The 26,351-nt window shown below is 70.0% G+C and carries 23 protein-coding genes; 20 read left to right on the forward strand and 3 right to left on the reverse strand.

Annotated features, from left to right (window positions below):
- Window positions 1–34: 34 nt before the first annotated feature.
- Window positions 35–943, reverse strand: coding sequence for a PRD domain-containing protein (locus IFU40_RS03500; RefSeq protein ID WP_191925385.1), 909 nt, complete (start codon window positions 941–943; stop codon window positions 35–37).
- A 263-nt stretch (window positions 944–1,206) separates the two neighbouring features.
- Between IFU40_RS03500 and IFU40_RS03505 the strand changes: the two genes are divergently transcribed.
- The 11 genes from IFU40_RS03505 to IFU40_RS03555 all read left to right on the forward strand — a co-directional run bounded on the left by IFU40_RS03505 (window position 1,207) and on the right by IFU40_RS03555 (window position 14,029).
- Window positions 1,207–3,114, forward strand: a complete 1,908-nt coding sequence (locus IFU40_RS03505; protein WP_191925386.1) for a beta-glucoside-specific PTS transporter subunit IIABC — start codon at window positions 1,207–1,209, stop codon at window positions 3,112–3,114.
- Window positions 3,101–4,552: a family 1 glycosylhydrolase gene (locus IFU40_RS03510; protein WP_055832806.1), complete on the forward strand. Its 1,452-nt coding sequence runs from the start codon at window positions 3,101–3,103 to the stop codon at window positions 4,550–4,552. Before IFU40_RS03505 ends, IFU40_RS03510 begins: the two co-directional genes overlap by 14 nt.
- 44 nt (window positions 4,553–4,596) lie before the next feature.
- Window positions 4,597–5,427, forward strand: coding sequence for a PRD domain-containing protein (locus IFU40_RS03515; RefSeq protein ID WP_055832807.1), 831 nt, complete (start codon window positions 4,597–4,599; stop codon window positions 5,425–5,427).
- Between the two features lie 140 nt (window positions 5,428–5,567).
- Entirely contained in the window at window positions 5,568–6,884 is a 1,317-nt protein-coding gene (rlmN, locus tag IFU40_RS03520) for a 23S rRNA (adenine(2503)-C(2))-methyltransferase RlmN (protein WP_194716732.1), read from the forward strand.
- 211 nt (window positions 6,885–7,095) lie between these two features.
- The gene (locus IFU40_RS03525; protein ID WP_191925387.1) at window positions 7,096–7,971 is read left to right on the forward strand and encodes an ABC transporter ATP-binding protein; all 876 of its coding nucleotides are present in this window, start codon (window positions 7,096–7,098) and stop codon (window positions 7,969–7,971) included.
- Entirely contained in the window at window positions 7,968–8,771 is an 804-nt protein-coding gene (locus tag IFU40_RS03530) for an ABC transporter permease (RefSeq protein WP_342343464.1), read from the forward strand. Before IFU40_RS03525 ends, IFU40_RS03530 begins: the two co-directional genes overlap by 4 nt.
- An 83-nt stretch (window positions 8,772–8,854) precedes the next feature.
- Window positions 8,855–10,018 (forward strand): histidine kinase, encoded by a 1,164-nt coding sequence (locus tag IFU40_RS03535; RefSeq protein WP_191925388.1) that lies wholly within the window; start codon window positions 8,855–8,857, stop codon window positions 10,016–10,018.
- Window positions 10,015–10,647, forward strand: coding sequence for a response regulator transcription factor (locus tag IFU40_RS03540; RefSeq protein WP_342343465.1), 633 nt, complete (start codon window positions 10,015–10,017; stop codon window positions 10,645–10,647). The genes IFU40_RS03535 and IFU40_RS03540 overlap by 4 nt, the downstream gene beginning before the upstream one ends.
- Window positions 10,648–10,736: 89 nt before the next feature.
- Window positions 10,737–11,750: an aldo/keto reductase family protein gene (locus tag IFU40_RS03545; RefSeq protein WP_055832810.1), complete on the forward strand. Its 1,014-nt coding sequence runs from the start codon at window positions 10,737–10,739 to the stop codon at window positions 11,748–11,750.
- 123 nt (window positions 11,751–11,873) lie between these two features.
- Window positions 11,874–13,550, forward strand: a complete 1,677-nt coding sequence (locus IFU40_RS03550; RefSeq protein WP_191925389.1) for a DUF4407 domain-containing protein — start codon at window positions 11,874–11,876, stop codon at window positions 13,548–13,550.
- Window positions 13,550–14,029, forward strand: a complete 480-nt coding sequence (locus IFU40_RS03555; protein WP_191925390.1) for an NUDIX domain-containing protein — start codon at window positions 13,550–13,552, stop codon at window positions 14,027–14,029. The genes IFU40_RS03550 and IFU40_RS03555 overlap by 1 nt, the downstream gene beginning before the upstream one ends.
- Before the next feature lie 365 nt (window positions 14,030–14,394).
- On the opposite strand, the gene IFU40_RS03560 is transcribed toward IFU40_RS03555, so the two are convergent.
- A complete protein-coding gene (locus IFU40_RS03560; protein WP_191925391.1) occupies window positions 14,395–15,369 on the reverse strand; it encodes a zinc-binding dehydrogenase in 975 nt (324 codons plus the stop codon).
- A gap of 100 nt (window positions 15,370–15,469) precedes the next feature.
- Here IFU40_RS03560 and IFU40_RS03565 point away from each other — a divergent pair, with 100 nt between their 5' ends.
- Window positions 15,470–16,057, forward strand: a complete 588-nt coding sequence (locus IFU40_RS03565; protein WP_191925392.1) for a TetR/AcrR family transcriptional regulator — start codon at window positions 15,470–15,472, stop codon at window positions 16,055–16,057.
- 85 nt (window positions 16,058–16,142) lie between these two features.
- Here IFU40_RS03565 and IFU40_RS03570 read toward each other — a convergent pair whose 3' ends face one another.
- Window positions 16,143–16,457, reverse strand: a complete 315-nt coding sequence (locus IFU40_RS03570) for a YbjQ family protein (protein WP_055832815.1) — start codon at window positions 16,455–16,457, stop codon at window positions 16,143–16,145.
- A gap of 213 nt (window positions 16,458–16,670) precedes the next feature.
- On the opposite strand from IFU40_RS03570, the gene IFU40_RS03575 reads away from it, so the two are divergent.
- The 8 genes from IFU40_RS03575 to IFU40_RS03610 all read left to right on the forward strand — a co-directional run bounded on the left by IFU40_RS03575 (window position 16,671) and on the right by IFU40_RS03610 (window position 26,095).
- Window positions 16,671–17,300: a GntR family transcriptional regulator gene (locus IFU40_RS03575; protein WP_055941018.1), complete on the forward strand. Its 630-nt coding sequence runs from the start codon at window positions 16,671–16,673 to the stop codon at window positions 17,298–17,300.
- A complete protein-coding gene (locus IFU40_RS03580) occupies window positions 17,297–18,823 on the forward strand; it encodes an MmgE/PrpD family protein (RefSeq protein WP_191925393.1) in 1,527 nt (508 codons plus the stop codon). Before IFU40_RS03575 ends, IFU40_RS03580 begins: the two co-directional genes overlap by 4 nt.
- A gap of 76 nt (window positions 18,824–18,899) precedes the next feature.
- Window positions 18,900–19,799, forward strand: coding sequence for a methylisocitrate lyase (gene prpB, locus IFU40_RS03585; RefSeq protein ID WP_191925394.1), 900 nt, complete (start codon window positions 18,900–18,902; stop codon window positions 19,797–19,799).
- Window positions 19,800–20,008: 209 nt separating this feature from the next.
- Window positions 20,009–21,193: a bifunctional 2-methylcitrate synthase/citrate synthase gene (locus IFU40_RS03590; protein ID WP_191925395.1), complete on the forward strand. Its 1,185-nt coding sequence runs from the start codon at window positions 20,009–20,011 to the stop codon at window positions 21,191–21,193.
- Window positions 21,193–22,371: a thiolase family protein gene (locus IFU40_RS03595; protein WP_191925396.1), complete on the forward strand. Its 1,179-nt coding sequence runs from the start codon at window positions 21,193–21,195 to the stop codon at window positions 22,369–22,371. The genes IFU40_RS03590 and IFU40_RS03595 overlap by 1 nt, the downstream gene beginning before the upstream one ends.
- Window positions 22,372–22,969: 598 nt before the next feature.
- On the forward strand, window positions 22,970–24,151 hold the full coding sequence (locus tag IFU40_RS03600) for an ABC transporter substrate-binding protein (RefSeq protein WP_191925397.1): 1,182 nt from the start codon (window positions 22,970–22,972) through the stop codon (window positions 24,149–24,151).
- Complete coding sequence (locus IFU40_RS17155) at window positions 24,148–25,155, forward strand: ABC transporter permease subunit (protein ID WP_191925398.1); 1,008 nt, start codon at window positions 24,148–24,150, stop codon at window positions 25,153–25,155. Before IFU40_RS03600 ends, IFU40_RS17155 begins: the two co-directional genes overlap by 4 nt.
- 37 nt (window positions 25,156–25,192) lie before the next feature.
- A complete protein-coding gene (locus IFU40_RS03610; RefSeq protein WP_191925399.1) occupies window positions 25,193–26,095 on the forward strand; it encodes a carbohydrate ABC transporter permease in 903 nt (300 codons plus the stop codon).
- Window positions 26,096–26,351: the final 256 nt, after the last annotated feature.

Raw genomic sequence — 26,351 nt, forward strand, 5'->3', positions numbered from 1 at the left:
GAAATCGTCGGCAGGTGTGAACCTGCGTCCGTGACTATAGCACCGGTGCGTCGGGTGCGCCAGAGGTGTCGGCGCGCCCCATGCTCGTCGCCAATCGCTCGACGTGCACGGTCAGGTAGAGCACTTCCTCGTCGGTGAGGGTCGAGCTCGTCGCCGCGAGCACGTAGGCCTTCACGGCCTCGGCGATGCCGAAGGCGCGGGGGTAGCGGTGCTTCGCGAACTCGAAGAACGACGAGTCGCCGCTCGTGAGCATCGAGCGGTCCACGAGCCTCTGCAGCAGGAACCGCACGTGCAGGATGAACCGCGCGTAGTCGGGGCCGGCGGTGTCGAGGGTGACGCCGAGGCCCGTCTCGACCGTGCGCACGACGTGCTGCACGCGCCGGAACAGCAGGGCCGCGGTGCCGTTGGGCTCGTCGCGCGTCGCGTTGAGCAGGTGCATCGTGAGGAACACGCCCTCTTCGCGCGGGAGGTCGCGATCGAGGGATGCCGCGATCGAGGCCGCCATGCGCTCGGCGACACGCGATTCGTCGGGGTGGAGGATCCGCAGCTCGGGCATCGAGGTGACGGGGATGCGGATGCCCTGGTCGAGGCGCTCGATGACGTAGTTGACGTGGTCGATGACGGCGAGCGGCAGCCGACGCCCGAGGTCGCGGCCCAGTTCGCGCTCGGCCTCGTCGACCGCGCGCAGCACCGCCTGCACCAGGGCGTAGGGCGCGTCGGTGAGGAGCTTCTGCGCGTGCGCGGTGTCGGTGGCCTGGTCGAGCACGAACGTCTTCTCGACCTTGGCGGGGTCGACGTGCCCCTCGTGCTTGAGCTGGAAGCCGATGCCGCGTCCCATGAGCACGCGCTCGCGGCCGTCGGCGTCGATCGCCACGACGACGTTGTTGTTCAGAAGTTTCTGCACGCCGCCGGGCGGGATGGGGGCATCACCGGCACCGGGCATGGGATGCAGTTTAGAGCGGCACGTCGCGCGCGAGTCGCCAGAATTCGTCGCCGCGAGGCGGTGCCGGGCGGCGAATCCGGGCGACTCACGCGCGGGGCGCCGGGCGGCGGACTCGTGTAGAGTCGCCGACGGACATGTGACTGGTCATGCAGGCAGGATCCGAAAGCAGTGCGAGAGCGCCGCCTTCGGGTCCTTTTTTTGTGCCCGGCGACCGCGGCGCCGACGCCCGGTCGATGTGTCCGTCGATCCAAGGAAGGACGTCGATGACCACCTCAGACAGCGCGCGCAGCATTCTCGAGCACGTCGGTGGAGCCGCCAACGTGGCCGCTCTGCACCACTGCTCGACCCGTCTGCGATTCACCCTGACCGACGAGACGAAGGCCGACGAGGTGGCGCTGAAGGCGACCCCCGGCGTGATCGGCGTCGTGCGCGGCACCCAGACCCAGGTCATCATCGGCTCGAACGTGGCCGACTACTTCCGCGAGATCGAGAAGGTGCGCGGGGGCGGAACCCGCTCCGCGGCCCGCGTGGATGCCGCGAAGCCGAAGCTGACGTGGAAGGGCGCCGGATCGATCGCGATGGACTTCGTGGTCGGCGTCTTCACCCCGATCATCCCGGCCGTCGCGGGCGCCGGAATCTTCAAGTCGTTCCTGATCCTCGCGGTCGCCCTCGGGTGGCTGCAGACCAGCGACCAGACCTATCAGGTGCTCACCGCGATCCCCGATGCGGTGTTCTTCTTCCTGCCCCTGCTCGTGACCTACACCGCGGCGAAGAAGCTCGACACCAACATCCCGCTGGCCCTCGGCATCGTCGGACTGCTCGTCTTCCCGACCTTCGCGGGTCTGCTGACGCAGGAAGGCGGCGTCGCCCTCTTCGGCATCGCCGTCCCCGCCATCGCCTACAACGCCCAGGTCTTCCCCCCGATCCTGGCCGTGCTGCTGCTCGCCGTCGTCGAGCGCTTCGCCCGCCGCGTCAGCCCGAGCGTCATCAGCACGTTCCTCGTGCCGCTGATCTGCTTCGTCGTGGTCGCCCCGGCCATGATCTTCCTGCTCGGCCCGCTCGGGTTCTGGCTCGGCTCGCTCCTGACCGGCGCGATGCTGTGGCTGTACGGCACCCTCGGCTGGGTGGCCGTCGCCCTCATGGCCGCAGCCCTGCCCTTCATCGTCTCGGTCGGCATGCACAAGGCCTTCATCCCGCCCACCGTGGCCACGATGGCCGCGAGCGGTCGCGAGAGCTTCTACCTCGTCGCTTCGCTCGCTCACAACCTCGCCGAGTCGGGCTCGAGCCTCGCCATCGCCGTGCGCACGAAGAACAAGACGCTGCGCGGTACCGCCATCTCGTCGGGCATCTCGGCGTTCTTCGGTATCACGGAGCCCGCGCTGTACGGCGTGACGCTGCAGAACCGCCGCGCGATCATCTCGGTCGTCATCGGTTCGTTCGTGGGCGGCGCGTACCTCGGCATCGCGGCCATCTCGGCCTTCGCCCTGGTGAGCCCGGGAGCGGCGAGCATCTCGATGTTCATCGACATGGCCAACCCCTGGAACCTGCTGCACGCCGTCATCGGCGCCCTCGTGGCGATGATCGTGTCGTTCGCGGTGTCGCTGGTGATCTGGAAGGACTCCGACTCCGCCACGGTGCGCCTGCTCGACGAGCAGGCGGGGGTCGCGGCGCCCGCAGCCGACGCCGGCCCGGTCTCGAACGCCGGGATCATCGCCCCGATGACCGGCGAGGTCGTTCCGCTCGATCAGGTCGACGACCCGGTGTTCTCGGGCGGCATCCTCGGACCGGGCGTGGCCATCCGCCCCACCGACGGCGAGGTGCGCGCGCCCATCACCGGCACCGTGTCGAGCCTGCTGCCCTCGCGCCATGCCCTCGGCATCCTCGGCGACGACGGTCTCGAAGTGCTCGTGCACGTGGGCCTGGACACGGTGCGCCTCGAAGGCGTCCCCTTCACCGCCCTCATCGCGCAGGGCGATCATGTGACCGCGGGCCAGCCCGTGCTCATCGCCGACCTCGCGGCCATCGAAGCCGCGGGCCTCGACATCACGACGCCCGTCGTCGTGCTCAACGGCGACGCCTACGACGTCGCCCCCCTCGTGACGGGACGCGTCGCCGCGGGCGCCGCGCTCCTGTCGACCGAAGAGAAGGAGACCGCGAATGGGATTGCCTGACGGATTCCTCTGGGGCGGCGCCCTCGCCGCCAACCAGGCCGAAGGTGCCTGGAACGAAGGGGGTCGCGGTCCCGCGGTCTCCGACGTGGCGAAATACCGGCCTCACGTCGACCCGCGTGAGTACGCGGTGCACCACCAGCACACGCTGGAGAGCATCCGCGAGGCCATGGCCGACGACGACATCGCGTATTACCCGAAGCGCCGGGGCATCGATTTCTACCACCGGTACCGCGACGACCTGGCGCTGTTCGCCGAGATGGGCTTCTCGGTGCTGCGCGTGTCGATCGCGTGGTCGCGCCTGTACCCGACCGGCGAAGAGCTCGAACCGAACGAGGAGGGCATCGCCTTCTACCTCGACCTGTTCACGGAGATGCGCCGTCTCGGCATCCGTCCGCTCGTCACGCTGTCGCACTACGACCCGCCGCTCGCCCTCGCGCTGAAGAACAACGCGTGGGTCGACCGGAGCACGATCGCGCTGTTCGAGCGCTTCTCGCGCACGTGCTTCGAGCGCTTCGGCCACCTCGTCGACCTGTGGCTGTCGTTCAACGAGATCGACGGCATCATCCGGCACCCGTTCACCTCGGGCGGCATCATCGACGAGACCGTCGAGGGGTCGCTGGAGCAGGCCTGCTACACCGCTCTGCACCACCAGTTCGTGGCGTCGGCGTCGGTCACCCGCATGCTGCACGAGATGTGGCCCGCGTCGGAGATGGGGTGCATGCTCACCATGCTCACCACCTACCCGAACACCTGTCACCCCGACGATGTCGCCGCCACCCAGGCGAAGGAGCGCATGCTCTACCTCTGCACCGACGTGCAGGCCGGCGGCGCCTACCCGCGCCTCGCGCTGAACGCGCTGGAGCGGCAGGGTGTCGTCATCCCCTTCGAGGACGGCGACGTCGAGCTGCTGCGCGACCACCCGGTCGACTACATCTCGTTCTCGTACTACATGACCCTCACCGAGTCGGTGCGTCCGGATGCCGAGCGCACGCCCGGCAACACGGTGCTGGGCGTGAAGAACCCGTACCTCGCCTCGAGCGAGTGGGGCTGGCAGATCGATCCGGTGGGGCTCCGCATCGCGCTCATCGACCTCTACGACCGCTACGGCAAGCCGCTGTTCATCGTCGAGAACGGTCTGGGCATGCGCGACGAGCTGACCGACGACGGGCGCATCCACGACCCGTACCGCATCGACTACTTCCGCTCGCACTTCGCGGAGATGATCCGCGCCGTCGACGAGGGCGTGGACCTGCGCGGCTACACGAGCTGGGCCCCGATCGACATCATCAGCGCCTCGTCGTCGCAGATCTCGAAGAGGTACGGTTTCATCCACGTCGATCAGGACGACCTCGGCAACGGGACCGGGGAGCGGCGCCGCAAGGACTCGTTCTTCTGGTACCAGAAGGTCATCTCCTCGAACGGGGCCGACCTGGAGTGACCGCCGCACTCGATGCGCGTTCCCCGGGGTCGACGGAGACACCCATGCAGATCATCAAGAAGGTGCTGAACTCCAGCGTCGTGCTCGTCGAGGACGAGCGCGGCGTGGAGCGCGTGCTGCTGGGCAAGGGCATCGGTTTCGGCGCGAAGCAGGGCGACAGCGTCGCCCCCGAGGCGACCGATCGCGTCTTCGTCGCCCTCGACGACGCCGACCAGCGCAACCTCGTCGAGCTGCTGGCTCAGATTCCGGGGGAGTTCGTCGAGCTCACCCGGGCCATCGTGCTGGATGCCGAGAACTCCGGCATCCAGCTCGATGCGCACATCTACCTGACCCTCACCGATCACCTGCACTTCGCCGTGGAACGTCAACGGCGGGGGCTGCAGGTGACCAACCGCCTGGCGTGGGAGGTGCGGACGGTCTACCCCGGCGAGTACGAGGTGGGCCTACGGGCGCTGGCGCTGCTGCGCGAGCGCACCGGCGTCGCCCTGCCCGACGAGGAGGCCGCCAACATCGCGTTCCATCTCGTCAACTCCGAGGTGGGGCGTCCGGCGGTCGATTCGATCCGCGTGGTGGGGCTGGTGTCGGACATCACCACGATCGTCACGCACTCCGGGGGCGTGGCGCTCGACGGCGACGATCTGCACACCCGGCGGTTCCTCACCCACCTGCAGTTCTTCGCCGAGCGGTTGTTCTCGGGCCGCCTGGCCGGGCAGGACGACGACCTGCTCTTCGCGACCATGACGCAGAAGCACCCGCGGGCGGTCGCCACGGCCGAGCGCGTGCGCGCCTTCGTGCGCAAGGAGCACGAGGTGGAGATCTCCGACGAGGAGGTCGGTTACCTCGCTCTGCACATCGCGCGGGCGCAATCCGCCTGAGCACCCCCGCTGCGCTGCTGCGTGAGTCGCCGGAATTCGTCGCCCGGTGAGGGTCCGCTGCGACGATTCCTGGCGACTCACGCGGCTCTCGGGCGGGGGCGTCCAGCCGCGGTGCAGGCGCGCCGGGTAACCTGGAAACCATGACCGATCAGCCCCCCGTGCGCTCCACCACGCCCCGGCAGGTGCGCCCCGAGGGGGCCCCGGCGAACACCGGCATCCGCGAGACGCGCCCCGCGCCGTCGACGCGCGTCCGCCAGGTGCGCCCCGCGACCGAGGGATGGAAGCAGGCGACAGACGAGACCGGTCGTCCGCTGCTGCAGTTCGCCAGCCCGAAGCGCGGCAAGCCCCCCGTGCACCTCGCCGACCTCACCCCCGCGGAGCGGGTCGAGAAGGCCAAGGAGCTGGGCCTGCCCGGCTTCCGCGCGAAGCAGCTCGAGAAGCACTACTTCACGCACTACACGTCGGACCCCGCCGACATGACCGACCTGCCGGCATCCGGTCGCGAAGAGCTCGTCGCGGGAATGCTGCCGCCGCTGCTCACCGAGGTGCGCCGGCTCGAGACCGACCGCGGCGACACGATCAAGTTCCTCTGGAAGCTGCACGACGGCGCGCTCGTCGAGTCGGTGCTCATGCGCTACCCCGGCCGCATCACGCTCTGCGTGTCGAGCCAGGCCGGGTGCGGCATGAACTGCCCCTTCTGCGCCACCGGCCAGGCGGGTCTGACCCGCAACATGTCGGCGGCCGAGATCATCGAGCAGATCGTCCGGGCCAACGCCCTCATCGCCGCCGGCGGCCTGGGCGGCAAGAAGCACGACGATCACTCGCTCGACCGCGTCAGCAACATCGTCTTCATGGGTATGGGCGAGCCGCTCGCCAACTACGCGCGGGTCATGCAGGCCGTGCGCGTGATGGTCGACAAGGACCACGGCCTGGGCATGAGCGCCCGCGGCATCACCGTCTCGACCGTCGGACTCGTACCCGCGATCAAGAAGCTCGCCGACGAAGACATCCCGGTGACGTTCGCCCTGTCGCTGCACGCTCCCGACGACCACCTGCGCGACGAGCTCATCCCGGTGAACTCCAAGTGGAAGGTCGACGAGGCACTGGATGCCGCGCGCAACTACTTCGACAAGACCGGCCGCCGTGTCTCGATCGAGTACGCCCTGATCAAGGACATGAACGATCACGCCTGGCGCGCCGACCTTCTTGCCGAGAAGCTCAACGCCCGAGGTCGCGGCTGGGTGCACGTGAACCCGATCCCGTTGAACCCGACTCCGGGGTCGATCTGGACGGCATCCGAGGTGCCCGTGCAGAACGAGTTCGTGCGCCGGTTGAACGACGCGGGCATTCCGACGACCCTCCGCGACACCCGCGGCAAAGAGATCGACGGCGCCTGCGGTCAGCTCGTGGCGACCGAAGACGACGCGGTGGCCGCCGCGGCGACGCCCGTCGGCTGACGCCCGCCCGTGCGTTCGGCGGTGCCCGTCGAGCGCTCTCGCAACCCCGGGCATAAACGCTCTTCCTGCGCAGAAACCCGCTGGCTGAGCGTTCATGCGCAGGATCGGCGTTTCTGCGTGGGGGTGGTGGTCGCGCGTCCACCGATCGGTGGATGCCGAGTCCACCGGTCCGTCGTTCCCGGCCGGTGCCGCGCGCGGTCAGACTGAGGGCATGAGCGAACACGTCGTGCGAGTGCAGAACCTGCGCAAGACCTACCGCGGAGGCGTCGAAGCGCTGCGCGGGGTCTCTTTCGACATCCGACGAGGCGAGACGTTCGCGGTGCTCGGCCCCAACGGCGCCGGCAAGAGCACCGTCATCGAGATCCTCGAGGGCTACCGCGACCGCACGAGCGGTGAGGTGAGCGTGCTCGGCGTCGACCCGCACCGCGGGGGCCTCGACTGGAAGGCGCGACTCGGCATCGTCCTGCAGAACACCGGCGAGGTGCCGACCGCGACCGTGCGCGAGCTCCTCGCCCACTTCGCCTCGTTCTACCCGCGCCCGCGGGACGTCGACGAGGTCATCGCCGCGGTCGGTCTCACCGAGAAGGCCACGGTCAGCGTGCGCAAGCTCTCGGGCGGGCAGCGTCGCCGCGTCGACGTGGCGCTGGGGATCATCGGCCGCCCCGAGCTGCTGTTCCTCGACGAGCCCACCACGGGCTTCGATCCCGAGGTGCGGCGGCAGTTCTGGGACCTCATCCGCCTGCTCCAAGCGGAGGGCACCACCATCCTGCTCACGACCCACTACCTCGACGAGGCCGCCGAGCTCTCGGAGCGCGCGGCGATCATCGTGGCCGGGCAGGTGGCATCCGTGGGCCGCATCGACGAACTCGGCGGACCCGACGCCCGCGTGCCGTTCGTTCGGTGGCGCGAGGGCGGGGTGACGCGCGAGCAGCGCACCGACGACCCGGGCGCGTTCGTCGCGGCCCTCTACGCCCGAGGCGGCGAACCCGAGCGGCTCGAGGTCGTGCGCCCGAGCCTCGAAGACGTGTACCTGTCGTTCCTCGGTGCCGATGAGCGCCGCACCGCGGCTGCGGGGGGTGCCGCGTGAGCCGGGTGCTGCGGCTCGGTGCCGCACGCGTGGGGTTCGAGGTGCGCGCGTACTTCCGCCAGGGCGACTCGGTGTTCTTCACCTTCCTGTTCCCCGTGATGATCCTGCTGATCTTCGCCGTCGCCTTCGACGCGCAGACCTTCGGTCCCCCGGGCGACGAGGTGAAGGCCGCGCAGTTCTACCTGCCCGCCATGCTCGCCGCGGGCGTGCTGCTGTCGGGTCTGCAGAACATGTCGATCGACGTCGCGATGGAACGCAGCGACGGCACCCTCAAGCGCCTCGGTGGCACTCCGCTCAGCCCCGTGTCGTACTTCATCGGCAAGCTCGGGCAGGTGCTGGTGACCGGCTTTCTGCAGTCGGTGCTGCTGATCGTCGTCGCGGCGGTCTTCTTCGGCGTGCCGCTGCCCACCGAACCGGAGCGCTGGCTGACCTTCGCGTGGGTGTTCCTGCTGGGCGTCACCACCTGCGCGATCCTCGGCATCGGGCTCTCGGCCCTCCCGCGCACCGGTCGCAGCGCCACGGGCGTCGTCATCCCGATCGTGCTGCTTCTGCAGTTCATCTCGGGGGTCTACATCAACTTCGCCGCCCTGCCGGAGTGGCTGCAGAACGTGGCGAGCGTGTTCCCGCTGAAGTGGCTGGCGCAGGGCTTCCGCTCGGTCTTCCTGCCCGAGGGCTTCGCCGCGGCCGAGCCGTCGGGGTCGTGGGAGCACCCGCTGATCCTGCTCGTGACGGGACTCTGGCTCGTCGTGGGGCTCGCGGTGGTGCGGGCGACGTTCCGATGGATCCGGAAAGACGCGTGAGGGGCGCGGGAATCGTCGCCTCCGGTGGCGCCGTAGCGACTGGGACCGATGGCCCGCACGGGGAGCGGGAGCGGGCGGATGCCGTGGCCTCGGCCGTGCGCGGATGGACCCTGGTCTACGCAATCGCGGGTGCCGTGGGCATCGCGATCGCCCTCGTGGCCGGGGTCGTCGGGGCGGTCCCCTGGGGGCCGGCGCTCGTGGCGCTGGGAGCCGTCGTCGTGCACGCCGCGCTCGTGCTCGTCGCCCTCCCTCGCGTGCTGAGCGAGCAGGGAGCGCCGCGGGTCGCCACGGGGCTGGCGGTGTCGACGCTGCTGCTCCTTCCCCTGGCCATCGCGTGCGTGCCGTGGATCGCGATGCTGCAGTTCGCGGCGTACCCCCTGCTCTGGGTGATCTCGTCGCGCCGGCGCACGGCGATCGCCTGGACCGCCCTGTCGAGCGTGCTCGTGCTCGTCGCGCTGGCCTGGGGCGGCGACGGCGGCGCGTGGGAGCGCGCCGCGATCATCCAGGCGACGTCGTTCGCCGGCAACATCGGCCTCGGTCTGTGGTTCACCGCCGTCTACCGGCACGCAGCCGAGACCCAGGGCCTGCTCGATCGACTCACCGCCGCGCAGGACGAACTCGCCGCCCTGCACCGCGATACGGGCGTCGTCGAGGAGCGTGGACGTCTGGCCGCCGAACTCCACGACACCATCGCGCAGACGCTGGCGGGGACGGTGCTGCTCGTTCAGCGCTCGCGCCGGGAGCTCGCGGCGGGCGTCCTGGCCGACTCCACCCTCGGCCTGGTCGAAGAGGCCGCGCGCGCGGCCCTCACCGAGACGCGCACCCTCGTCGCGGGCGGGGCGCCCGTGTCGCACGGCGAGGGGCTGGTCGCCGCCCTGACGGTGCTCGTCGACCGTCTCGGCCGCGAATCGGGGCTGCGCATCGACCTGCGCGCCGACGCCGTCACGGGCCTCGACCGTGAGAGCGAGGTCGCGCTGCTGAGGTGCGCCCAGGAGGGCCTGTCGAACGCCCGCCGGCACTCGGGCGCACGACGTGTCGAGGTGACGCTGACCGAGCTCGACGACGGCGTGGAACTGCGCATCGCCGACGACGGCGCCGGCTTCCACCCCGCCGCCCGGGCGCAGGGGTTCGGGCTCGAGGGGCTCCGCGCGCGGCTCGGGCACCTCGACGGTGACCTGCTGATCGACGGCAGCCCCGGGGCCACGGTGCTCACGGCCCGCGTTCCGCGCGCGGCGGTGCGCGCGTGACCGGCCGTGTGATCCGCGTGGTGGTCGTCGACGATCATCCGATCGTGCGGGCCGGGCTCACCGGCATCCTGGATGCCGCCGACGACATGTGCGTGGTGGGCGTGGCCGCCGACGGGATCGAGGCGGTGACCGTCGTGGAGCGCGAACGCCCCGACGTGGTGCTGATGGACATGCGGATGCCGCGCCGCGACGGCGATGAGGCGACGGCGATGCTGCGCGAGAGCGTGCCGACGGCGCGGATCATCGTGCTGACGACCTACGAGAGCGACGACGTCGTCGTGCGGGCCATCGCCGCCGGGGCGAGCGGGTACCTGCTGAAAGCCGCGCCCGAGCAGGAGCTGCTGGCGGGGATCCGCGCCGTGGCCGCCGGCGAGGTGGCCCTCGCGCCGAGCGTGGCGCGCGTGCTCGTCGCGCAGACCGGGCGACCCGCCGAGAGACCTGCGCTCACCGCCCGCGAGGTCGAGGTGCTCGGCCACGTCGCGCAGGGACTCAGCAACCGCGAGATCGGGGTGCGCCTGCACCTCGGCGAGGCGACGATCAAGACGCACCTGCTCAAGGCGTTCGCCAAGCTCGACGTCGCCGACCGCACCCGCGCCGTCACGCGGGCGATGGAGCTCGGCATCCTGTGACGCGGTGCGCGGGACCGCGGTGCGCGGGGCCGATTTCGCCACCAGGGGATTCGGGCCCCGGTGTCGGAGGCCGCGGCTAGCGTGGAGTGATGGTCGGTTATCGCTATCTCGGAAACAGTGGATTCAAGATCTCGGAGATCACCCTCGGCAACTGGGTGACGCACGGGTCGCAGGTCGCAGACGATGCGGCCATCAAGACGGTGCACGCCGCGCTCGACGCGGGCATCACGACGTTCGACACCGCCGACGGCTACGCCAACGGAGCGGCCGAGACGGTTCTCGGAAAGGCCCTCGAGGGTCAGCGGCGCGAGTCGCTCGAGATCTTCACGAAGGTGTACTTCCCCACCGGTCCCGCGGGTCCGAACGACACCGGGCTCAGCCGCAAGCACATCATGGACTCCATCAACGGGTCGCTGAAGCGCCTCGGCACCGACTACGTCGACCTGTACCAGGCCCACCGGTTCGACTACGAGACCCCGCTCGAAGAGACCTTCCAGGCCTTCGCCGACGTGGTGCGGCAGGGTAAGGCCCTCTACATCGGTGTGTCCGAGTGGACCGCCGAGCAGCTGCGCGAGGGACACGCGCTGGCGAAGCAGCTCGGCATCCAGCTCATCTCGAACCAGCCGCAGTACTCCATGCTGTGGCGCGTCATCGAGGGCAAGGTGGTTCCCGCCAGCGAAGAGCTCGGCATCTCGCAGATCGTCTGGTCGCCCATGGCGCAGGGCGTGCTGAGCGGCAAGTACCTGCCGGGCCAGCCGGCGCCCGAGGGCTCGCGCGCCACCGACGAGAAGAGCGGCGCCACCTTCATCAAGCGCTTCTTGAACGACGACACGCTCGAGGCCGTGCAGCGCCTCAAGCCCATCGCCGACGAGGCCGGGCTCGCCATGCCGCAGCTCGCGATCGCGTGGGTGCTGCAGAACCCCAACATCGCCGCGGCCCTGGTCGGAGCCTCCCGTCCCGAGCAGCTCGCCGACACGGTCAAGGCGTCGGGCGTCACCCTCGATGCCGACACGCTCGCCGCCATCGACGCGGCGCTCGGCGACGAGGTGTTCTCCGACCCCGAGAACACGTACGAGGTCTCGCCGAAGCAACGCCTGGTCTGACGACCGTACGGGCGGGTCGGACGTTCGCGTCCGGCCCGCCCGACTCATTCCGGGGCTGTGAGACCCGCGCGCGCCCCCGGCCTCGCTCATCTGATCGACAGGAACGCGTCTTACCCTCATCGAATGTCCTTTTCCGATCCACGACCCGGCCGCTTCGGCTCCGGCGGTCGCATCGAGTTCACGACGGACGAGGAACGCGCGCAGTACCTCGACGACATCCTCGCCGCGCAGACCGCGGCGGCCCGTCCCGCGCCGCACGACCACACGTCAGAGCCGTGGGGAGCCCCGCCCGCCGACGACGACCCGACGCTCCCGATCGAGCGCCGCCCCGCCGAGCCGCGTGAAGCGGATCGCGCGGGCGCCGAGAGCGAGACCACCCCGCTCCCGGCCGCAGACGCCGGCGCCGACGAGACGGTCGTGCTCGATCGCGAGGCCGACGCGGTGACCTCCGCGCACGACGAGCCCGCAGCGCACGACGAGCCTTCCGCGAACGGCGAGCCCGCCGCCGTCGCCGCCCCGGTGGCATCCGATCCCCGCCCGCCGCGCCTGCGCCGACACGACCCGCGGCGCCCGCGCCTGTCGCTCGTGCGACGGATGGCGGTGCTCGGCGGTGCCGACAACGACGTGCTCGACGAGGTTCCCGAAGAGGTGCCGCGCTTCGTGCAGATGTTCCTGGTGCTTGCGGGAACGGCGCTCGTCTCGTCGCTGTCGATGATGTTCGCCCTGCTCACCGGGGTGCGCGTCAGCATCTTCCTCGCGATCCCGCTGGCCCTGATCTGGGGCCTCATCATCTACAACCTCGACCGCTTCCTCACCTCGACGATGCGCTCGACGAAGAACGTCTTCCGCCTGCTCGGCCTCGCGTTCCCCCGCATCATCATGGCGGCGCTCATCGGCATCGTCGTCGCCGAGCCGCTCGTGCTGCAGGTGTTCCAGAACGACATCGCCCGCGAGGTGAACTCCACGAACGTCACCCAGGCGTTGACCGATCAGGATGCCGTGACCAGCGGTCCCGAGAAGCAGGCCCTCGACGCCGCGAGCGCCCAGGTGTCGGCCCTCGAGAACCAGGCGGCCACCGGCATCGTCAGCGGTACCTCGTCGACGTCGGCCGAGTCGGCCGCGGCGCAGCAGACGGTCGACCAGCTCACCCAGCAGCTCGCCGCTCAGCAGAGCGTCATCGACCAGGCGCGCGCGGTCTACCAGTGCGAGCTCACCGGCCAGGGCGCGGGCACCGTGCCCGGTTGCACCGGTCTCGCCGGCACCGGCGCGAGCTCCGACGCCGCCCAAGCCCAGCTCGCCCAGGCGCAGTCGTCGTACGACGCGCTGTCGACGCAGCTGCAGCAGGCGCAGTCCACCCTCGCCGCCGCCAACACCTCGGGCGCCGAGGCCGCAGCGTCGTCGGCCGACCAGAACAAACAGCAGGCCGAAGACCAGCTGCCCGCCGCCCGCACCCAGTACGAGTCGGCGTTGGCCGCGTACAACGCGCGCGCGTCGTCGATCGCCGACGGCAACGCGGGCGCCGTCGGACTGCTCAGCCAGATCACGGCCCTCGAGCGCCTGTCGGACCGCGAGCCCGCCCTGCGCTGGGCGCACTACCTGATCGCGGCGCTGTTCTTCATGATCGAGCTGCTCCCCGTGCTCGTGAAGGTGCTCACCGGCTTCGGGGGCCCGTCGCTGTACGAGAAGGCGGAGAAGATGCGCGGGCAGATCGCCCTCGACCGCGTCACCGCCCGCACGTTCCGCAAACGTGCCGACGTGATCGCCGACGAGGCCGCCCGCGTGCCGGTGGCGACGGCCTGATGGTCGCCTGGAGCGCGGGGCTGCTGCTGTACCGGCTGACCCCGGCGCCCGAGGTGCTCGTCGCGCACATGGGCGGGCCCTTCTGGGCGAAGAAGGACGCGGGCGCGTGGTCGATCCCCAAGGGGGAGTTCGACCCCGAGACCGAGGGCGCTCTGGATGCCGCCCACCGTGAGTTCCGCGAGGAGCTCGGTGTCGAACCGCCCGAGACGCCGTGGGCCGAGCTCGGCACGTTCGCGTACTCGTCGGGCAAGAAGGTCGTCGTGTTCGCGGGCGACGGCGCCGGGTTCACGGCATCCGGCTTCACGTTCGGCACCTTCGAGATGGTCTGGCCACCGCGCTCGGGAAAAACGGCCGCGTTCCCCGAGGTCGACCGCGTCGAATGGATGGGCCTGGATGCCGCCCGCGACGCCCTCGTGAAGGGCCAACGTCCCGCGATCGACGCGCTGGCCGCGGCGCTGGAGGCTTCGCGCGGCGCGTGAGGCGTCTCGCCGTCGCCCGTGCGGGTGAGAACCGTTGAGTGTCCAAGACACGCCGCGTCCTCGGTGCGCGGTGCGGCGTGTTCTGGACACTGAAACGTCGGGTTTGGGCGGCGTGGGGGCGGGCGCGGGCTCGGCCGCGTATTTGGGCGCGGGCGTGGGGGCGTGGGGGGTGGGGCGTCTCGCCGCCGCCCGGGCGGGTAAGAACCGTTGAGTGTCCAAGACACGCCGTGTCCCCGGTGCGCGGTGCGGCGTGTCCTGGACACTCAACGTCGGGTTCGGACGGCGCGAGGGCGGGCGCGGGGCGAGCACGCGGGGCGGGCGCGCCGCGGTGCCCCCGCGAGGGCGGGCACCGCGGCGCTACCGGGTCACGGGCGCAGCAGCACCTTGCCCACGCGCGGGGCGTCGCTCGCGGTGACGGCTTCGACGATGTCGTCGAGGCCGAAGGTGGCGGCGACGGGGAGCGTCAGGGTGCCGTCGGCGAGGTAGCGCGACAGCTCGCCGAACAGGGCGCCGCGGGTCTCGGCATCCATCGTCTTGCTGACGACGCTGCCCCAGAAGCCCTTCACGGTGGCCTGACGGAAGATGAGGTCGCCGGCGCCGAGCTCGAGCGTGCCCGCGCCCATCGAGCCGAAGATCACGAGGGTGCCGTTCTCGCTGAGCAGCGACAGCACCTGACCCGCGGCGGATCCGCCGACGGAGTCGACGCCCGCGACGACCTTTCCGTCGCCGACGAGGGCGAGGGCCTTGTCGCGCCAGTCGTCGGTGTCGGTCGACACGACGTTGTCGATGCCCTGCGCGGCGAGCTCGTCGACGGCGCTCTGGCGACGCACCAGACCGACGACGTTGACGCCGCGCGCCCGGGCGATCTGCGCGACCATGCGGCCGACGGCGCCGTTGGCGGTGTTCTGCACGATCCAATCGCCGGGCTTCAGGTCGAGCGAGTGCAGCAGGCTGATGGCGCTGAAGGGCATCGATACGAGCTGCGAGGCGACCTCGTCGGACAGCCCCTCGGCGACGGGGATGAGCCCGGCGGCCTGGGCGACGACCTGCTCGGCCCACACGCCGAAGGTGCCGCCGGTGGCGACGCGCTGACCGACGGTCAGGCCCTCGACGCCCTCGCCGAGCTCTTCGATCACGCCGACGGCTTCGGTGCCGGCGCGCGCGGGCAGCTCGGGCTTGAAGCCGTAGGTGCCGCGGATGGTCCACAGGTCGTGGTTGTGGATGGGCGACAGGAGCACGCGCAGGCGCACCTGGCCGGGGCCGGGGGTCGGGTTCTCGACCTCTTCGACGCCGACGACGTCGGCCGGCTCGCCGAACTCGTGGTGGATGACTGCGCGCATGATTCCTCCTGTGGTTATTTTGTAACGACCGGTCTAATATAGACCTCGGGTCTGAGACCGCAACCCGGGAGTTCGTGAGCGGCGCGAGAGAAGGACACCCATGGGCAGGATGCCGAGCTTCGAGCGCTCCGTCGTGATCGACGCCGCGCGCGACGTATTCTGGCGGCGCGGCTACGCCGAGGCGGGCATCGCCGAGCTCGAAGAGGCGACCGGCCTCACCCGCTCGAGCATCTACCACGCCTTCGGCAGCAAACGCGGTCTGTTCGACGCCGTGCTCGCGGGCTACCTCGACGACATCGTGCGCACGCGCCTGCGTCCCCTGGGCGGGGGAGACCCCGGCGCCCTCGAGGCGTACGTCGGCGAGATGCGCGCGGCGATCGAGGCCGACACCCCGCGGGCTCGACTCGGCTGCCTGTTGCTCAACGCCGGTTCGTCGCCGCTCGCCACCGACGACGCCGAGGTGCGCACCCTCGTGTCGGACTACGCGGCAGAGATGCGCTCCGCCATCCGCGCGGCGGTCGCCGATCGTCGCCCGGATCTGACCCCGGATGCCGTGGACGCCCTCGCCGCGGTCTGCGCCTCGCTCGTGGTGGCCGGGCTCACCCTCGCGCGCGCCGACCGTGACGCGTCGCTGGCGACCCTGGCATCCATTCCGACGACCCTGGAGTCGTGGCAACGAAGCGCGTGAGTCGCCGAAGATCGTCGCTCGCGCGACCACCTCAGCGACACAATCCGGCACCTCGCGCGTAAGGAGCGCGACGGGTGCGGCGGGATCAGGCCAGCTTCACGGCCGTGCCGTAGGCGACGACCTCCTGGAAGTTCTGCGCGACCTCGCTCGTGTCGAATCGCATCGCGATGACCGCGTCGGCGCCCAGGGCCTGCGCCTGCTCGACGAGGCGCTGCTTGGCCTCGTCGCGGCTCTGCTGCAGCTGCTTCGTGAGGCCCTCGAGCTCGCCGCCGAAGATCGACTTGAGGCCGGCGCCGAACTGCACGCCGATGTTGCGGGCGCGCACGGTGAGGCCGGTCACCTCGCCGTACACCTCGACGATCTGGCGGCCGGGGACATCGTTCATGGTTGTGACGAGCATGCGCCCAGTGTGGCAGCGCGGCGGGCGGGGGCGCCAGTGCGGATCCGCGCCCCACGGACGGTGAGTCGAGCGGATGCCGAGCGGTGCGGCGGTGTGCGAGAGGGCGGCCGCGATGCCGCGCGCTGGCGACGCCGTGTGTATACCCAGGGGGCTCCTGTCGGCTGGCCATCCGTCCAAACGGCGCGTAATGTATACACGACGAGGGGGTGCGGTATGCGAGCAGGAGAACGGGCCTACGCGACCCTCCTCGACGAGATCCAGACGGGCGCTCTCGCCCCCGGAACCGTCCTCGGCGAGGTGGAGCAGTCCACCCGCCTCGGTGTCAGTCGCACCCCCCTGCGCGAGGCGTTACGTCGGCTGGCATCCGATGGTCTCGTCGCCCAGGCCTCGCCGCGCGTCACCGTCGTGGCCGGGATCGACGCCGACGACATCCGGGCTCTGTTCGAACTCCGCCGCGCCCTCGAGACCCAGGCGGCGCGCAGCGCCACGGTTCGGGGCGACGGTCGCCTCTTCACGGCGCTCGCCGGCGAGTTCGCCGCCGTCGACACCGCCGATGCCGACGCGTACTACTCCCTCATCGCGCGCTTCGACGCCCGGATCGACGACGCCGTCGCCAACCCCTACCTCTCCGCGGCCCTCCGCAGCGTCCGCACCCACCTCGTGCGCGTGCGGCGCATGGCGCGCGACAACCCCCTCCGCCTCTCGGCCTCCGCCGGGGAGCATGAACTGATCGCGCGAGCGATCGGCGCCGGCGATCCCGAACTCGCCGCCCACGCCACCCACGTGCACCTGCACAACGCCCTCACCACCATCCTCGAAGCCCTCACGGAGGACCCCTCATGACGATCACCCACCACGTGCGCGTACACCGCAGCGACGAGAACCTCGCTCGCGAGGGACAGCTCGCCTGGGCGCTCGCCCGGGTCGCCACCGACGCCGTCGCGGTCGACGACGACGTGATTGACATGATCGTGAACCGCCTCATCGACAACGCCGCCGTCGCCGCCGCGTCGATCACGCGGCAGCCGGTCAGCGCCGCGCGCCAGCAGGCACTCGATCACGCCGTGTCGATCGGCGGATCCGGCGCCACGGTGTTCGGCTGCGCGCTCGAACGCCGCTCCAGCCCCGAATGGGCCGCGTGGGCCAACGGGGTGGCCGTGCGCGAGCTCGACTACCACGACACCTTCCTCGCCGCCGACTACTCGCACCCGGGCGACAACATCCCGCCCGTGCTCGCCGTCGCGCAGCACACCGGACGTGACGGCGCCGCCGTGGTGCGCGCCCTGGCCACGGCGTACGAGATCCAGATCGACCTCGTGCGCGCGATCTCGCTGCACAAGCACAAGATCGACCACGTCGCCCACCTCGGCCCCGCCGCGGCCGCCGGTATCGGCACCCTGCTCGACCTGGATCAGGAGACGATCTACCAGGCCATCGGTCAGGCCCTGCACACCACCACCGCCACGCGCCAGTCGCGCAAGGGCGAGATCTCGACGTGGAAGGCGCACGCCCCCGCCTTCGCGGGGAAGATGGCGATCGAGGCCGTCGACCGGGCGATGCGCGGCGAGACCAGTCCCTCGCCCATCTACGAGGGCGAAGACGGCGTCATCGCGTGGATGCTCGACGGCCCCCAGGCCTCGTACGACGTGCCGCTGCCCGGCGAGGGCGAGAGCAAGCGCGGCATCCTCGACTCGTACACGAAGGAGCACTCGGCCGAGTACCAGGCGCAGGCCTGGATCGACCTGGCCCGCCGCCTGGGCACGGAGCGTCCCGACCTGCGCGACCCCGCGAACGTGGCATCCATCGTGCTGCACACCAGCCACCACACGCACTACGTGATCGGCTCGGGGGCGAACGACCCGCAGAAGTACGACCCGACCGCGTCGCGCGAGACGCTCGACCACTCGATCCCGTACATCTTCGCCGTCGCCCTGCAGGACGGCGCGTGGCATCACGTCGACTCCTATGCGCCGGAGCGCGCGGGCCGGGACGACACGGTGGCCCTCTGGCACAAGGTCACCACGGCCGAGGATGCCGAGTGGACGCGCCGCTACCACTCGGAGGATCCGAACGAGAAGGCGTTCGGCGGCCGCGTCGTCATCACGCTGATCGACGGTTCGACGGTGCAGGACGAGATCGCCGTCGCCGACGCCCACCCGCTCGGTGCCCGTCCGTTCGCGCGTGAGGACTACATCCGCAAGTTCCGCACGCTCGCCGAACCGGTGCTGCAGTCGGAGGAGATCGAGCGCTTCCTCGAGCTCGTGCAGCGTCTGCCCGAACTGACCCCGGCCGAAGTCATGCAGCTCACGATCGTGGCGAAGCCCGGCGTGCTGGCCCTGGCCCCCGCCCCGAAGGGGCTGTTCTGATGCGCGGCGGCGGATGCGCGCCCGAGAAGCCCGAGCCGCCGGTGCGCGAGCTCCACACCCCCGAGGGAGCCCGCTGATGCTGTACGCCCAGACCACCCCGCAGCAGAAGCGTCGCGCGCTGCGCGAGAAGCTGGCATCCGGAGAACTCGTGCGGATGCCGGGAGCCTTCAACCCGCTGTCGGCTCGGCTCATCGAGCGCAAGGGCTTCGACGGCGTCTACATCTCGGGGGCCGTCATCTCGGCCGACCTGGGCCTGCCCGACATCGGCCTGACGACCCTCACCGAGGTCGCCGGACGCGGGCAGCAGATCGCGCGCATGACGGAGCTGCCGGCCATCATCGACGCCGACACCGGGTTCGGTGAGCCGATGAACGTGGCCCGCACCATCCAGACGCTCGAAGACGCGGGGCTCGCCGGCACGCACATCGAGGACCAGGTCAATCCGAAGCGCTGCGGCCATCTCGACGGCAAGAGCGTGGTGGATGCGGACACCGCGATCAAGCGCATCCGTGCGGCGGTCGATGCCCGGCGCGACCCCGACTTCCTCATCATGGCGCGCACCGACGTGCGGGCCGTCGAGGGGCTGGATGCCGCGATCGACCGCGCGAAGGCCCTGGTCGACGCCGGCGCCGACGCGATCTTCCCCGAGGCGATGCGCGATCTCGGCGAGTTCGAGGCGATGCGCACCGCGCTGGACGTGCCGATCCTGGCCAACATGACCGAGTTCGGCAAGAGCGAGCTGTTCTCCACCGCCCAGCTGCAGGACGCCGGGGTGAACCTGGTCATCTGGCCGGTGTCGCTGCTGCGCCTCGCGATGGGCGCCGCCGGTCGGGGCCTGGACGCCCTGGCATCCGAGGGGCACCTGCGCGAGCAGCTCGGCGAGATGCAGCACCGCGCCGACCTGTACGACCTCATCGACTACGAGGGCTACACGCGCTTCGACGCCGACGTGTTCGACTTCACCGTCGAGCGCTGAGGCGGCGGCAGGCCAGCGTGTCCCACTCCGTGCAGGTTATGCGCCTGTTTTCTGCTCGAAGTGGGACACGGGCGGGTTCGCGACGGCGGGGTGTCCCACTCCGTGCAGGTTCAGCGCCTGTTTTCTGCACCAAGTGGGACACGGGTGGGTTGCCGGCAGGCGGCCGGGGTGAGACAGAGTAGAACCGAGCACGACTCGAGGGAGAGACGATGACCGACATCAAGAAAGGCCTCGCCGGCGTCACGGTCGACGAGACCGCCATCAGCAAGGTCAACCCCGACACCAACAGCCTGCTGTACCGCGGGTACCCCGTGCAGGAGCTCGCCGCGACGCAGCCGTTCGAGGCGGTGGCGTACCTGCTGTGGAACGGTGAGCTTCCGGATGCCGCGCAGCTCGACGCCCTGCGCCGGACCGAGCGTCAGCACCGGGCGCTGCCCGACGACGTCCGCGCCGCGATCGACCTGCTGCCCACCTCGGCGCACCCGATGGATGAGGTGCGGACGGCCGTGAGCGTGATCGGCGCGCGCGAGACCGCGGGCATCGCGAACGTGATGGATGCCGTGGGCACCCCCGAAGAGAACCTCGAGCGCAGCATCCGTCTGTGGGCGCAGCTGCCCGCCGTGGTCGCGTACGGTCAGCGCCGCCGGCGGGGCGAGGAGCCCATCGAGCCCCGCGACGACCTGGACTACTCGGCGAACTTCCTCTGGATGACGTTCGGCGAGGAGTCCGACCCCGTCGTCGTCGACGCCTTCAATCGCTCGATGATCCTGTACGCCGAGCACTCCTTCAACGCCTCGACGTTCACCGCGCGCGTGATCGCGTCGACGCTCAGCGACCTCTACTCCGCCGTCGTCGGGGCGATCGGCGCGCTCAAGGGGCCGCTGCACGGCGGCGCCAACGAGGCCGTGCTGCACGTGTTCGACGAGATCGGTTCGGCCGAGAACGTCGGCCCCTGGCTCGACACCGCCCTGGGCGAGAAGCGCAAGATCATGGGCTTCGGTCACCGCGTGTACAAGCGCGGCGACTCGCGTGTGCCCACGATGAAGGCCGCGCTGGACACCCTCGTCGCCCACTACGACCGCCCCGACGTCGCCGCGCTGTACGACGCGCTCGAGAGCCAGTTCGTGGAGCGGAAGGGCATCTACCCCAACCTCGACTACCCCTCGGGTCCGGCGTATGCGCTGTTGGGCTTCGACACGCTCACCTTCACGCCCCTGTTCGTGGCCGCGCGCATCACCGGCTGGACGGCGCACATCCGTGAGCAGCAGGCGTCGAACGCCCTCATCCGGCCCCTGTCGGAGTACGTCGGCCCCGATGAGCGGCACATCGCGGGGTACGTCCCCGACGCGGCCGTGATCGACGCCCAGGAGCGCCCCGAAGAGGCGGCGGGCTGATGACCGCACCGCGCATCGTCGTCGTGTCGGGGGCGCGCACGCCCATCGGCTCCTTCGGCGGGGCGCTGTCAGGCGTCGATGCCTTCGAGCTCGGCGCCGTGGCCGTGACCGAGGCTCTCCGGCGAGCGGGCGTCGACAAGGACGCCGTCGACGAGGTCGTGATGGGCTGCATCGCCCAGAATGGCCCCGACGCCTACAACGCTCGCCGCGTGGCCCTCGCGGCGGGGCTGCCGACCCGCGTGCCCGCGTTCACGGTGAACCGCCTCTGCGGTTCGGGCCTGCAGGCGATCTGGTCGGCGGCGCAGGAACTGCGCTGGCGTGGCATCGACGTCGCGGTCGCCGGCGGCGACGAGAGCATGTCGCGCACGCCCTTCCTCGATTACGGCGCCCGCGGCAACAGCCGGCTCGGCGACCGCACCCTCCTCGACGGGACGCTGGCGATCCTGACCGATCCCTTCAGCGGCCGGCACATGGGCACGACGGCCGAGGTCGTGGCATCCCGATACGGGGTGTCGCGCGAGGAGCAGGACGCCTTCGCCGTCGAGAGCCAGCGGAGGGCGGCGACGGATGCCGCGCGCGCGGCCTTCGCCGAGGAGATCGTGCCCGTGACCACCGGCGGTAAGCGGCCGGTCGAGGTCTCGGTCGACGAGCATCCGCGACCCGGCACCACGAGGGAGGCGCTCGCGGGACTGCGCCCGGCATTCGAGAAGGACGGGTCGGTGACGGCGGGCAACTCGTCGGGCATCAACGACGGCGCCGCTGCGACCGTGCTCATGCGCGAGGACGACGTGCGCGAGCGCGGCTTGACGGGCCTCGTCACCCTGGAGGCCGTGACGACCGCGGGCGTCGACCCCGAGATCATGGGCTACGCCCCCGTGCTCGCGCTGCAACGGCTGTGGGAGCAGACCGGGCTCACCCCCGGCGACGTCGACGTGATCGAGTTGAACGAGGCCTTCGCCGCTCAAGCGGTCGCCGTGATCCGCGACGCCGGACTCGACCCCGAGAAGGTGAACCCGTACGGAGGCGCGATCGCCCTGGGCCACCCCGTGGGCGCGACAGGCGCCATCTTGACGGTGCGGGCGGCCCTCGACCTGCAGCGCCGCGACCTCGAGTACGCGGTCGTGACGATGTGCATCGGCGGCGGCCAGGCGCTGGCGGCGCTGCTGCGGCGGTACTGACGCCTCGGCGTGCACAACGGCGGGGTCCGCCGCGGGCAGGCCGACGCAGGGCCGTGCCGCTCGGCATCCCGACGGCGTCGTCCGCGGGTCGGCGCGCTCCGGCGGTGCCTCCCCGTCTGAAGACTCCCCATTCGGGCGAGCCGCGTTCTCGCCTCGTGCCGCCCGGGGCCGCGGATATCTGACGGCCCCGTCCAGGTCTGGGCACCTGTTGTGCATAAATGTTCAAACGCTTGGGCAGTTTGAGGCAAACGCGCACTATTTACCGTGACGGTTCGATCCTGATCAACGGAGATCTCACGCATCAACCAACTCGCTCCGCCTGGCAGCACCACGCCCCGCGCAAGCCAGCGACGATGGGTGTCGAGAGCGTGTGGGTGTCCTCGGTCTGTACTCGACCGCCGCTGACGACGTAACTGCGTCACACCTCGTCCCCGACCCTTCACAGAGAGTTACGTAGATGACACTTCACCCTCGCAAGACCCGAGCTTGGATTGGTGCTGCACTCGTTACGGTGGGCGCCGTCGCGCTGAGCGGTTGTGCAGGCGGCGGCGCCTCAGGCGACGAAGCAGCGACGTCCGACGGGTTCACATACTGGTCGATGTTCAAGGAAGGCGAGCCCGCACAGGTTGCACTTGCCGGAATCATCGAGGACTTCGAGAAAGACACCGGAATCACCGTCGACGCGCAGTGGGTCGGGCGGGATGTGCTGACCAAGCTGCAGCCGACGCTTGCGACATCGCCCGCCGCAGACCTCACGGACAGGCCGCTGTGGGCGGTCGAGTCGGTGATGGTCGCCAGTGGCACGGCCGCGGATCTGTCCGCGGTGCTCGACCTGAAGATCCCGGGGAGCGACGAAACCGTCGGTGATGTCATCCCGCAGACGTACCTGAAGGCCAGCCAGTCCAAGGACGGCGCCCAGGTCGTCATTCCCTGGACAATGACGAGCTACGACATCTGGTACGACGCGGCTCGGTTCCCGGAGCTCGCGAACAAGGCCGTCGCGACGTGGGACGACTTCGTCGAGGTGCTGGACGAATCGCGGGATCTCGGGGCCCCGCTGGCCCTGGATGCCGACATCCTCGGCTACAACGCTTACTGGTACAACAACCTCCTCCTTCACCGTCTCGGTCCCGGCGCGCTGAACAAGGCCGCGGGCGACAAGACGGGCGCGACGTGGGATGAGGAGGGCTACCTCGAAGCAGCCGAGCGCATTCAGGACCTCGTCGACGGCGGCTACTTCATCGACGGCTACAACGCGAGCAAGTTTCCCGCGATCCAGCAGAAGTGGGCATCGGGGGAGGCCAACTTCATCCTGAACGGCTCGTGGCTCCCCGGGGAGACGGCGCCGAACGCCGCCGACGGATTCGACTTCGCGAGCCTGGCATTCCCCGACGACGGGGCGGGTGCCGCGTACGCACCCACGACGGCGTACGGCTGGGTGGTCCCGTCGAAAGCTGCCCACGCCGACGCGGCACAGCAGTTCATCGCCTACCTGTACGGCAAGGATCGCGCGCAGGCGTACACCGACGCGACGGCGACCATCTCGGCACGAGCCGACGTGATCGAGGCCGATGCGGTGAAGGGTGCCGCTGCCACGCTCGAGCAGGCAGACGAGCTCGTCCTGGACGATGACGGTATCGGGCAGAGCTACGGCGGCGACTGGGCGACCAAGGTGTACCAACCGCTCGTCACGAAGCTCATCACGGGCGGCACCGACGCCAAGGGCTTCATCGCCGAGATCAAGCAGCAGACGATCAGCTACTGGGAGCTCAACCAGTGACGACTCACACCGCGGCTCGCCCGCAGGCCGGGGCCGACGTCACGTCGGCCCCGGCCCGCGGGCCTCGGTCTGCCGTTCGCGCCGCGCGCACGCCCCGACGCCCGAGCCGCGGCTCGTTCGAAGCAGCCCGACGCCGGCTGTTCTGGCCGTTCGTGCTGCCGGCCCTCATCCTGTTCACCGTCCTGATGCTCATCCCGCTGGTCGGCACGTCGTGGATCAGCTTGCAGAACTGGCCGGGTGCCGGGCCGATGGAATGGGTCGGGTTGAAGAACTACCTCTACCTGGTCCGCGACCCCACCTTCTTGAAGTCGTTCACGAACTCCGGTCTCGTCGTCCTGGTCGCAGGAGCTGGTGTCTTCGCGGGCAGCTTCATCCTCCTGGCCCTGATGAAGGACATGATCGGGCGAGGTCGGGCGTTCGCGCGCGCCGTCGTCTTCTTCCCCGTGATCATCCCTGGCATCGTCCTCTCGATCGTCTGGGGTTTCCTCTTCCAGGCGGATGGGCTCGTCAACGAGGTCCTCACGTCGGTCGGAATCAGCGACCCGCCGGCATGGCTGTCGCAAGAGAACCGGTTCGGAGTGATCCTGCTCGGCATCATCTGGTTCAGCACAGGGTTCTACGCAACTGTCCTGCTCGCCGGAGCCGACCAGATCCCTCCCTACCTTTACGAGGATTGCGCTTTGGCCGGGGCGAACATGTGGCAGCGATTCCGATACGTGACACTGCCGCTGTCGTGGGACGTCATCACCGTTTGCGCCGTGCTCTGGACGATCAACGCGCTCAAGACCTTCGAGTTCATCCTGGCCATCGCCGGGTCGTCCAGCGGGCTGCCAGACCCGGCAACCTGGACCATCGCTCTCTACACGTACGCATCCGTTTTCAACCCCGCAGGCATCCCTAGCTATGGCCGTGGCGCGGCGAGCGCCCTGGTCATGCTCGCTCTGATCGGCGTTCTCGTCGTGCTCATCCGCCGCATCATGCGGCGCGAGAGCATCGAGATGTGACGGACTGCCTCACCCACTGCAATTAGAAGGACGGATCATGACCCTCAACGACACCGTCACTGCGGTCGTCCCGGACGCACGTCGCAGACGGCGCGTGCGCAAGCCGGCCGTTGCCAGCCGTCTCCAACGAGTGCTCAGCACGCCCATCGTCGCGATCGTCGTCATCGCCAATGTGGCGATGCTGGCCTGGCTCCTCATGTCGGCGTTCAAAGAAAGCCGCGACATCCTCAACCAGCCGTGGGCATTGCCGACCCAACTGCATTGGGAGAACTTCGCCCTGGCGTGGTCCACCGGCAACTTCGGCGTGGCCACGTTCAATTCGGTCGTACTGACGCTGGGTACGGCCTTCTTCACGATTCTCTTCGCGGCACCAGCCGCATACGCGCTGAGCCGCTTCAGCAATCGCGCAGCGAATCCGCTGACCTCATTGTTCGCGATCTGCGTCGGGATCCCCGCCCAGGCCATCTTCCTCCCGATGTTCGCAATGCTCGCCCCGATCGGCTTGGTCAACAACCTGTTCGGGCTCCTGATCATCTACGTCGGAACCTCACTTCCGTTCGCGGTGTTCTTCCTCACCGGGTTCTTCCGCACGCTGCCTGTCGAACTCGAAGAGGCGGCCGCCCTGGACGGCGCCACGCCGGCACTCACGTTCTGGCGCGTCATGCTCCCGCTCGCGCGGCCCGGGCTTATCACGCTCGTCATCCTGAACGTGATCGGCCACTGGGGGGAGACGTTCTTCGCGCTCGTCTTCTTGCAGTCCCAGGAGCTCCAGACCCTCCCCCTGGCTTTGCTCGGGTATCTCCAGCAGATGCAGTACAACGGTATGAACTGGGGTGGCATGTTTGCGGGCATCGCTGTCACGGTCCTCCCGATCCTCGTCTTGTACCTCTGGGTCGGTCGACGGATCATCGAGGGGATGACGCTGGGCGCGACGAAGTAGACCGACGGGAGGACGTTCGAACGCGCTCCCCCGCAGCGTCACGCGTCCCGGAGCGCGACGAACTCTCCTGCTCCGCGTGGTCTGCCACGCCCCTCCGGCGTTGCTCATCGCCGGAGGGGCGCTGTGCGACCCGAGCGCAGCGGACGCGTGAGTCCTGCGCATCCACCTCGGCGGGCGGCCGAGGCCGCGGGTGCCGCGGCCGTCGTCGCCGACAGCGTTCACGCCGCCGGCGCGGGGCTGTCGTATCTCGGGCGGA

The organism is Microbacterium sp. CFBP 13617 (assembly GCF_014839445.1).
In the GTDB taxonomy this organism is placed as follows: domain Bacteria; phylum Actinomycetota; class Actinomycetes; order Actinomycetales; family Microbacteriaceae; genus Microbacterium.

Excerpts from the sequence above, each read along its gene's own strand:
- IFU40_RS03500 (WP_191925385.1), bottom strand. The coding sequence starts at position 943 with ATGCCCGGTGCCGGTGATGCCCCCATCCCGCCCGGCGGCGTGCAGAAA.
- IFU40_RS03505 (WP_191925386.1), top strand. The coding sequence starts at position 1,207 with ATGACCACCTCAGACAGCGCGCGCAGCATTCTCGAGCACGTCGGTGGA.
- IFU40_RS03510 (WP_055832806.1), top strand. The coding sequence starts at position 3,101 with ATGGGATTGCCTGACGGATTCCTCTGGGGCGGCGCCCTCGCCGCCAAC.
- IFU40_RS03515 (WP_055832807.1), top strand. The coding sequence starts at position 4,597 with ATGCAGATCATCAAGAAGGTGCTGAACTCCAGCGTCGTGCTCGTCGAG.
- rlmN (WP_194716732.1), top strand. The coding sequence starts at position 5,568 with ATGACCGATCAGCCCCCCGTGCGCTCCACCACGCCCCGGCAGGTGCGC.
- IFU40_RS03525 (WP_191925387.1), top strand. The coding sequence starts at position 7,096 with ATGAGCGAACACGTCGTGCGAGTGCAGAACCTGCGCAAGACCTACCGC.
- IFU40_RS03545 (WP_055832810.1), top strand. The coding sequence starts at position 10,737 with ATGGTCGGTTATCGCTATCTCGGAAACAGTGGATTCAAGATCTCGGAG.
- IFU40_RS03550 (WP_191925389.1), top strand. The coding sequence starts at position 11,874 with ATGTCCTTTTCCGATCCACGACCCGGCCGCTTCGGCTCCGGCGGTCGC.
- IFU40_RS03555 (WP_191925390.1), top strand. The coding sequence starts at position 13,550 with ATGGTCGCCTGGAGCGCGGGGCTGCTGCTGTACCGGCTGACCCCGGCG.
- IFU40_RS03560 (WP_191925391.1), bottom strand. The coding sequence starts at position 15,369 with ATGCGCGCAGTCATCCACCACGAGTTCGGCGAGCCGGCCGACGTCGTC.
- IFU40_RS03565 (WP_191925392.1), top strand. The coding sequence starts at position 15,470 with ATGGGCAGGATGCCGAGCTTCGAGCGCTCCGTCGTGATCGACGCCGCG.
- IFU40_RS03570 (WP_055832815.1), bottom strand. The coding sequence starts at position 16,457 with ATGCTCGTCACAACCATGAACGATGTCCCCGGCCGCCAGATCGTCGAG.
- IFU40_RS03575 (WP_055941018.1), top strand. The coding sequence starts at position 16,671 with ATGCGAGCAGGAGAACGGGCCTACGCGACCCTCCTCGACGAGATCCAG.
- IFU40_RS03580 (WP_191925393.1), top strand. The coding sequence starts at position 17,297 with ATGACGATCACCCACCACGTGCGCGTACACCGCAGCGACGAGAACCTC.
- prpB (WP_191925394.1), top strand. The coding sequence starts at position 18,900 with ATGCTGTACGCCCAGACCACCCCGCAGCAGAAGCGTCGCGCGCTGCGC.
- IFU40_RS03590 (WP_191925395.1), top strand. The coding sequence starts at position 20,009 with ATGACCGACATCAAGAAAGGCCTCGCCGGCGTCACGGTCGACGAGACC.
- IFU40_RS03595 (WP_191925396.1), top strand. The coding sequence starts at position 21,193 with ATGACCGCACCGCGCATCGTCGTCGTGTCGGGGGCGCGCACGCCCATC.
- IFU40_RS03600 (WP_191925397.1), top strand. The coding sequence starts at position 22,970 with ATGTTCAAGGAAGGCGAGCCCGCACAGGTTGCACTTGCCGGAATCATC.
- IFU40_RS03610 (WP_191925399.1), top strand. The coding sequence starts at position 25,193 with ATGACCCTCAACGACACCGTCACTGCGGTCGTCCCGGACGCACGTCGC.